General features: G+C 68.0%; 8 protein-coding genes. All 8 read left to right on the top strand.

Features of this window, described 5'->3' with window-relative positions; all coding sequences use genetic code 11:
• Positions 1-857: AlkA N-terminal domain-containing protein (locus AC3AYF_RS16255; protein ID WP_487780008.1), on the top strand; the 857-nt coding region annotated here is incomplete at its 5' end.
• Positions 854-1,390: a methylated-DNA--[protein]-cysteine S-methyltransferase gene (locus AC3AYF_RS16250; protein ID WP_295040639.1), complete on the top strand. Its 537-nt coding sequence runs from the start codon at positions 854-856 to the stop codon at positions 1,388-1,390. The genes AC3AYF_RS16255 and AC3AYF_RS16250, both read left to right, overlap by 4 nt.
• 105 nt (positions 1,391-1,495) lie before the next feature.
• Positions 1,496-1,894 carry a DUF2946 family protein gene (locus tag AC3AYF_RS16245; RefSeq protein WP_295040637.1) on the top strand — a complete coding sequence of 133 codons (399 nt, stop codon included), beginning with the start codon at positions 1,496-1,498 and terminating at the stop codon, positions 1,892-1,894.
• A gap of 118 nt (positions 1,895-2,012) precedes the next feature.
• The gene (locus AC3AYF_RS16240) at positions 2,013-3,422 is read left to right on the top strand and encodes a PepSY-associated TM helix domain-containing protein (RefSeq protein WP_295040635.1); all 1,410 of its coding nucleotides are present in this window, start codon (positions 2,013-2,015) and stop codon (positions 3,420-3,422) included.
• Positions 3,423-3,483: 61 nt separating this feature from the next.
• On the top strand, positions 3,484-3,900 hold the full coding sequence (locus tag AC3AYF_RS16235; RefSeq protein ID WP_295040633.1) for a winged helix-turn-helix domain-containing protein: 417 nt from the start codon (positions 3,484-3,486) through the stop codon (positions 3,898-3,900).
• 93 nt (positions 3,901-3,993) lie between these two features.
• Positions 3,994-4,785 (top strand): molybdate ABC transporter substrate-binding protein, encoded by a 792-nt coding sequence (modA, locus tag AC3AYF_RS16230; protein WP_295040630.1) that lies wholly within the window; start codon positions 3,994-3,996, stop codon positions 4,783-4,785.
• Positions 4,786-4,792: 7 nt separating this feature from the next.
• Positions 4,793-5,506 carry a molybdate ABC transporter permease subunit gene (gene modB / locus AC3AYF_RS16225; RefSeq protein WP_487780007.1) on the top strand — a complete coding sequence of 238 codons (714 nt, stop codon included), beginning with the start codon at positions 4,793-4,795 and terminating at the stop codon, positions 5,504-5,506.
• Positions 5,503-6,636: a molybdenum ABC transporter ATP-binding protein gene (gene modC, locus AC3AYF_RS16220; protein WP_295040626.1), complete on the top strand. Its 1,134-nt coding sequence runs from the start codon at positions 5,503-5,505 to the stop codon at positions 6,634-6,636. The genes modB and modC overlap by 4 nt, the downstream gene beginning before the upstream one ends.
• Positions 6,637-7,038 lie beyond the last annotated feature (402 nt).

The raw sequence follows: 7,038 nt of genomic DNA, 5'->3' as shown, positions 1-7,038 counted from the left end.
TCAAGCGGCAGATGGCGCTGACCCCCAGCGATATCCGGCGACAAAAACGACGCAACGCAGCCCTGACCATCAAGCTCGCCTATCGCCCGCCCTACCAGTGGGAACGGCTGCGCCATTTCTACGCGCTCCACCTCATCGAAGGCCTGGAGTGGGTCGACGACCATTCGCTGGGACGGACCCTGAGACAGGGGGAGACCACCGGATACTTCGAGGCCGTGCACGATCCCGAGCGTCATCAGTTCGTGGTCACGCTGGTCCTGAGCGAGCTCGGCGACCTCAGTGCCATCGTGCGCCAGATTCGGCGGATGCTGGACCTGGACGCCGACACCGCCACCATCGAAGCCCATCTGCAGCGGCATCTACCGGAGTTGCCGCTGGCCGAAGGGCTGCGCCTGCCGGGATCCTGGGGCGTCTTCGAAGCCGGCATCCGTGCCGTACTGGGCCAGCAGGTCTCGATTGCCGCCGCCAACCGCCTGATTCAGAGCCTGGTCGACCATCTCGGGGAAACCGATGCCGGCGGACGTCGGCGCTTCCCCACCGCCGGGGCCATCGCCGCCAGCGATCTCGCTTTCCTGAAACTGCCCGCCAGTCGCCGGGAAACCGTCCGGCGGCTGGCGACCGCCTGGGATCGGGGAGAGCTCGGCGAGGAGCCGCGGCAGTGGCTCTCGCTCAAGGGAATCGGGCCGTGGACGGCCAAGGTCGTCGCCATGCGCGGAAACGGCAACCCCGACATCTGGCTGGACGGCGATGTCGGCCTGCGCCGCGCACTCGCCCGCCTGGAGACGCCGGTGGATGTCGCCACCGCGTCCCCATGGCGCAGCTATCTCACGATGCAGCTCTGGAACCAGATCCTATGAATACAGACTTCCCCCAGTGCGACGCCCGCCTGCCGGCGCGTCACGACGAATTCGTCCAGCGCTATCAGCCACCGGCGTCGATCCCCCTGGGTCCCATCGAGATTCGCGCCACCGCGCTGGGCCTGACCTGGATCGCTTTCTCGACGACGCCGGGCCATGTCGACAACCCCAACGCCGTCACCGCACGCTGCGCACGGCAACTGGAAGCCTACTTCCTGGGCGAACTGACGACGTTCGACCTGCCGCTGGCCCCCCGGGGCACCGACTTCCAGGCGAAGGTGTGGCAGGCACTCCGAGCGATCCCCTATGGCCAGACCCGCAGTTATCGCGAGATTGCCGTCGCCATCGGCGCCCCGTCGGCGGTCAGGGCGGTCGGCGCCGCCAACGGGCGCAACCCGATCTCTCTCGTCACTCCCTGCCACCGGGTCATCGGCAGCAACGGCAGGTTGACGGGCTATGCCGGCGGTATCGGCAGAAAGCACTGGCTGCTACGCCACGAACAGACAGTGTCAGGTGAACGGCTGGCGCTGTAGGGGTGGATTCCGGTGCGGCATAATTACACACCCGGCCGGTGGTGATTGGCGGCGCAAGCGCCAGCGCGTAGAGTCCCCCTCTGACGACGGCGTCCTGGACGAGATATGACGCATTTCTGGCATCGCTGCTACCGCCCGCTGACCGCGCTCGCGCTGTTCGCCATGCTGATGGCGTTCACGGGCCCGTTGATCAGCCAGATGCAGCGCTTGATGGAGATGCCGGCCCACGGCGGCATGATGATGGCTCCGTCCCATCACGCGGCCACCGGCGTCGACCACCGAATGCCATCGTCCGCCCGAACCATGACGGTAGACGACCACTGGCACCTGGCCGCCTGCGGTTACTGCGAGCTGTTTCTCCACGCCCCCGGCCTCGAGCCGCCGCGAGCCGTACCCCCGGTCTCGCCGCCACCGGCGGTGGTACATCCGCCGGAGGTCGTCGCCCCGCCGTCGCCGACGCCGGTCTATCCCCGCTACGCCTCCCGCGCACCGCCCCTGGCCTGAAGCCGTTCTCTCGCTCCGCATGCCCATCGTGACCCGATGCGTATCCGGAGCCCCATGTCATGCCCGTCCGACGACCGTCGTCGGGCGCTGCCATCCGGTTCAGGCCTGGAGTTCACCCATGGACACCGTTTCAGCGGCGACCGATCGCCGCCAGCCCCCCTTGTGGGTCGCACTGATCACTCGCCTTCACTTCTACGTCGGCCTGTTCGTCGGGCCGTTTCTGCTCGTTGCCGCGCTATCGGGGATAGCCTATGCGCTGACGCCCCAGCTCGAGAACTGGCTCTACCATGATGCCTTGACCACCCAGAGCGAGGGTGAGGCGCAGCCGCTGGCACGCCAGATCGCCGCCGCCCAGGTCGCCGCGGGGATCAGCACAAGTCCCGCCGCCGTTCGTCCCGCACCGGCGCCGGGAGCGACCACGCGGGTCATGTTCGCGGGTGAAGGGTTGGGGCCCTCGGAGCATCGTGCCCTGTTCATCGATCCGGTCACGCTGGCGGTTCGGGGCGACATGACGGTCTACGGCACCAGCGGCGTGCTCCCCCTGCGTACCGCCATCGATCAGTTCCACCGCAGCCTGCTGCTGGGCGATACGGGTCGTCTCTACAGCGAGCTGGCCGCCTCCTGGCTCTGGATCGCCGCGCTGGGCGGCGGCTTCCTGTGGTGGCGCCGCCGTCGAACTCGCCGCCAGGCAGCGGGAGCGCAGCGCTTGCGCCAGCGCCACGCCACCCTCGGGGCAGTGGCGCTGATCGGGCTGCTGTTCTTCTCGGCGACGGGCCTGACCTGGTCGCAGTGGGCCGGCGGCAACATCGCCCAGCTGCGACACGCCTGGGGCTGGGGCACGCCCAGCGTGTCCACCGATCTCGCGGCGCCGGCACCAACGGCAGAGGGATCGGCCGGCGCGGCCCCCGGCGATCCCCATGCGGCGCATCACGCCGCCGCCAGCCATACCGGCATGGCCGCGTCGCGGCCGGCATCGTCGCCCGCTGATTTCGACCTGGCGCTCGCCGCCGCGAGAGCCGCCGGCATCGATGCCGACAGCCTGGAGATCGTGCCGCCGAACTCACCGATGACCGCCTGGAAAATTCGTGAAATCGGGCGCGGGTGGCCGACGCAGGTCGACCAGATCGCCCTGGACCCGCAGACCTTTACCGTCACCGATCGTGCCGATTTCGCCACCTCCCCGCTGGCCGCCAAACTGACCCGCTGGGGGATCGACCTGCACATGGGAGTGCTGTTCGGACTGCCCAACCAGTTGGCACTGGTCGCGTTCGCCTCCTGCCTCGTCACCCTGATCTGCTGGGGCTACGCGATGTGGTGGCGTCGACGCACCGCCGCTTCCCGCGAGCCGCAGACGTTGACCGCCATCTTCCGGCTGATGGATCGGCGGTCGCGGCTGGTCGTCCTGCTCGTCGCGGCCGCCTTCGGCTATGCCCTGCCGGTAATGGGCGCCAGCCTGCTGCTGTTCGTCGCCGTGGACTATCTGCGCTGGCGTGCCGGTGCCCGCCAGCAGGTGGCGCAGACGGCCTGATCCTGGGCCGGTGGCGAGCGGCTGTGATACAACAGGCGCTCGCCACCGCCACGATGCCGCCATGACCCGCACCCACCACCCCTCGCCACGCTTTCAGCTTCGCCTGGTCGCCGACCGGGAGATCGTCGTCGGCCCGGGCAAGATCGAGCTGCTGGAGGCGATCGAGCGGCACGGCTCGATCGCCGCGGCGTGCCGTGAGATGGGCCTGAGCTACAAGAAGGCGTGGCAACTTCTCGACACCATGAACCGGCACCTCGCCGCGCCGGTGGTCGATACCGTCATCGGCGGCACCCGGCGTGGCGGGGCGACCCTGACGGCACAGGGCCGCGCCTTGGTCGACGACTATCGCCGGCTGATGGCCGATCTCGACGACAATCCCCATGGGCAGGCGCTGATGAATCGTCTCGCGCCGCCCCGCGCCATCGATGCCGAGGACAGCCAGGCCGACGCACCGGCGGCCGATGCCGATTCCGACTGAGCCCATCGCTTCGCGCGATTCCCTCTCGACCACCGCATTGCCGGCGGCTATAGTGACTTCCCGTTATTTCCATTCAGACATAGCGAGAAGCCCGTGAATCTCTCGGCCCGTCAAGTCCCGCCCGCTCTGCTGGCACTGGCGCTCTGTATCCCGGCGGTCGCCGATGCCGGCGACAGAGCCGATCCGGTCCGGATCTACGCCGCCGCCTCGATGACCGATGCCATGAACGCGGCGATCCAGACCTACGAATCCGACCACGATGTCGATATCGTCCCGGTCTACGCCTCCTCATCGACACTGGCGCGCCAGATCGCCAGCGGCGCTCCCGCCGACATCTACCTCTCCGCCAACGAGCAGTGGATGGACTGGCTGGCAGCGCAGGACCTGCCGGTCGGGGAGCGCGTCGACCTGCTCAGGAACCGGCTGGTATTGATCGCGCCGACGGCCAGCGACATCACCGGTTTCACTCCGGGCGACGGGACCACGATAGCCTCCCGGCTGGGCGACGGTCAGCGCCTGTCGGTTGGCGAGACCAGCCATGTGCCGGCCGGTATCTATGCCAAGCAGGCGCTGCAGTCCATCGGCGAGTGGAACGCGCTGCAATCGCGCCTGGCCAGCGGCGACAACGTCCGGGCCGCGATGGCGCTGGTGGAGCGCAACGAGACCCCGCTCGGCATCGTCTACCAGACCGACGCCGAGGCGAGCGACCGGGGCAAGCAGGTCGGCGTGTTCCCCGACGACAGCCACCAGCCCATCACCTACCCTCTCGCCGTGGTCGATCCGACACCGAGCGATGACACCGAGGCGTTCCGACGATGGCTGGCGGGTGACGACGCATTGGCGATATTCAGCCGTTACGGCTTCACGCCGGTCGAATCCGACTGAGCCCCGGATGTTTTTCGAGGCGATAGCGCTCTCCGACGCCGAGTGGCAGGCCATCATCCTCAGCCTGAAGATCGCCGGCAGTGCCGTGGGATGGATTCTGGTGCCCGGCGTCGCCGTTGCCTGGCTGCTGGCTCGTCACGACTTTCGCGGCAAGGCCCTGCTAGACGGCCTGCTCCATCTGCCGCTCGTGCTCCCTCCCGTGGTGGTGGGCTACCTGCTGCTGCTATCGCTGGGACGCCATGGCGGGCTGGGCCAGTGGCTCTACCAGGGCTTCGGCTTGTCGCTGCCGTTCACCTGGCAGGGCGCCGCCGTCGCCGGCGGCGTGATGGCATTCCCGCTGCTGGTTCGTGCCGTCAGGCTCTCGCTGGAAGCCGTCGATCCCAAGCTGGAGGCGGCCGCGGGCACCCTCGGCGCCAACCGCTGGCGGGTACTGTTCACGATTACCCTGCCCCTGGCGGTACCGGGACTGCTGACCGGCACGGTCCTGGCGTTCGCCCGCGCGCTGTCCGAATTCGGCGCCACCATCACTTTTGCTTCCAACATTCCCGGCGAGACCCGCACCCTGCCGCTGGCGCTCTACACCCTGATCCAGACGCCAGGAAGGGAAGCCGCCGCCGCCAGGCTCTGCGTGCTGTCGATCGTCATCGCCATGCTCTCGCTGATGGCGTCGGAATGGCTGGCCCGCCGCGCCAGACAGCGCCTCCAGGAGCGTGACCGATGAGCGGGAACGCTCACCACTCGACCCCGGGCGAGATCCACGCCCCGGCCGGCACCGCACTGGAGTGCCGGCTGCGCAAGCGCCTGGGCACCTTCGATCTGGATATCGCGCTGACGGTGCCGGCCAGCGGCGTGACCGCACTGTTTGGCGAGTCCGGCAGCGGCAAGACCAGTCTATTGCGATTGATTGCCGGTCTCGACCGCCCGGATGGCGGATACGTCCGGCTAGGCGGGCGTACGCTGAGCGATACCCAGCAGAAGATTCACGTACCGATTCATCGACGCCAGCTGGGCATCGTCTTTCAGGAAGCACGGCTATTCCCCCACTACCGGGTTCGCGGCAACCTCACCTATGGCATGCCGAGGAGCGGCCGCGCCCGATTCGACGACCTGGTGGCCTTGCTGGGGATCGGCCATCTCCTCGAGCGCCTGCCCGGCGCCCTCTCGGGGGGAGAGGCGCGCCGAGTCGCCATTGGCCGCGCGCTGCTGACCCAGCCTCGCCTGCTGCTGCTGGACGAACCGCTGACCGGGCTGGATGGCGAACGCAAGCGGGAGCTGCTGAGCTATCTCGTCCGCCTGACCCGGGAGATCGATCTGCCGGTGCTGTACGTCAGCCACGACACGGCTGAGATCGCCGCCATCGCCGATCATCTCGCCCTGATCGAGCAGGGGCGGCTGACGGCGCACGGTCAGTTGGACGAGCTGATGATGCGACTCGACCTCACCGAGCGACTGGGCGGATTCGATGCCGCCACGCGACTGCGCGCCCGGGTGGTCGATCACGACCACGTCTACGCCCTGACCCAGGTCGTCCTCGACGATGGACAGACGCTTCGCATCCCGGCGCTCGACCAGCACCCAGGCACGCCGATACGTCTGCGCGTGGGGGTGCGCGATGTCGCCCTCGCCCACGCCATGCCCGAAGGCACCAGTTATCGCAATGGGCTGGCGGCGGTGATCGACGCCATCGAGCCCTCGACCCAGGAACCCAGCGCCAATGAAGTGCGTCTGATGGTCGGCCGGCAGCGGCTGCGGGCCCGGCTTACCCGCCAGGCCTGTGACGAAATGCAACTGGCGGTTGGCAGGCCCATAGTCGCGCTGATCCGGAGTGTCGCCTTCGATTCCCGATTCTAGCCGTGAAACAATGACTTGAGCATGCGGCCTCGTAGCGCCCCGCCAAGCGTATCGCTTTGTAACTTAACGCTTTTTAGCGATTTTCCCTTCGCTTTGGGGAGGAAATCTCGTATACACTGCCGGTGGCAGGATGCCGCTGCCGCAAGGAAGCCCCTTCAAGGACGATGCGACGACGCACGGATCGCGCTAGGGACAGCATCCAGGGATCGACAGCAGAGCAACAGGACGTTGCCGGCCCTCAAGGTTGAGACTCGACAGGAAGTTGAGCGCGAAAGGACTCGCTTCCGTTACCGGGTCGATCGCCGCCACGGCCAGCCGACCTCCCCCCGACCTTCTCCCCCTCGACGACTGTCGTGCTCCACTCCGATCCGTCACGGCTCCCGGACCGCGCCATCGCGCCTT

It is taken from the genome of Salinicola sp., assembly GCF_982684285.1.
Note: the sequence above shows the minus strand (reverse complement) of the source record. Positions and strands in the feature narration are given on the sequence as shown.

Coding starts and splice junctions, on each gene's coding strand:
- modB (WP_487780007.1), top strand. CDS start 4,793: ATGTTTTTCGAGGCGATAGCGCTCTCCGACGCCGAGTGGCAGGCCATC.
- AC3AYF_RS16250 (WP_295040639.1), top strand. CDS start 854: ATGAATACAGACTTCCCCCAGTGCGACGCCCGCCTGCCGGCGCGTCAC.
- AC3AYF_RS16240 (WP_295040635.1), top strand. CDS start 2,013: ATGGACACCGTTTCAGCGGCGACCGATCGCCGCCAGCCCCCCTTGTGG.
- AC3AYF_RS16235 (WP_295040633.1), top strand. CDS start 3,484: ATGACCCGCACCCACCACCCCTCGCCACGCTTTCAGCTTCGCCTGGTC.
- modC (WP_295040626.1), top strand. CDS start 5,503: ATGAGCGGGAACGCTCACCACTCGACCCCGGGCGAGATCCACGCCCCG.
- AC3AYF_RS16245 (WP_295040637.1), top strand. CDS start 1,496: ATGACGCATTTCTGGCATCGCTGCTACCGCCCGCTGACCGCGCTCGCG.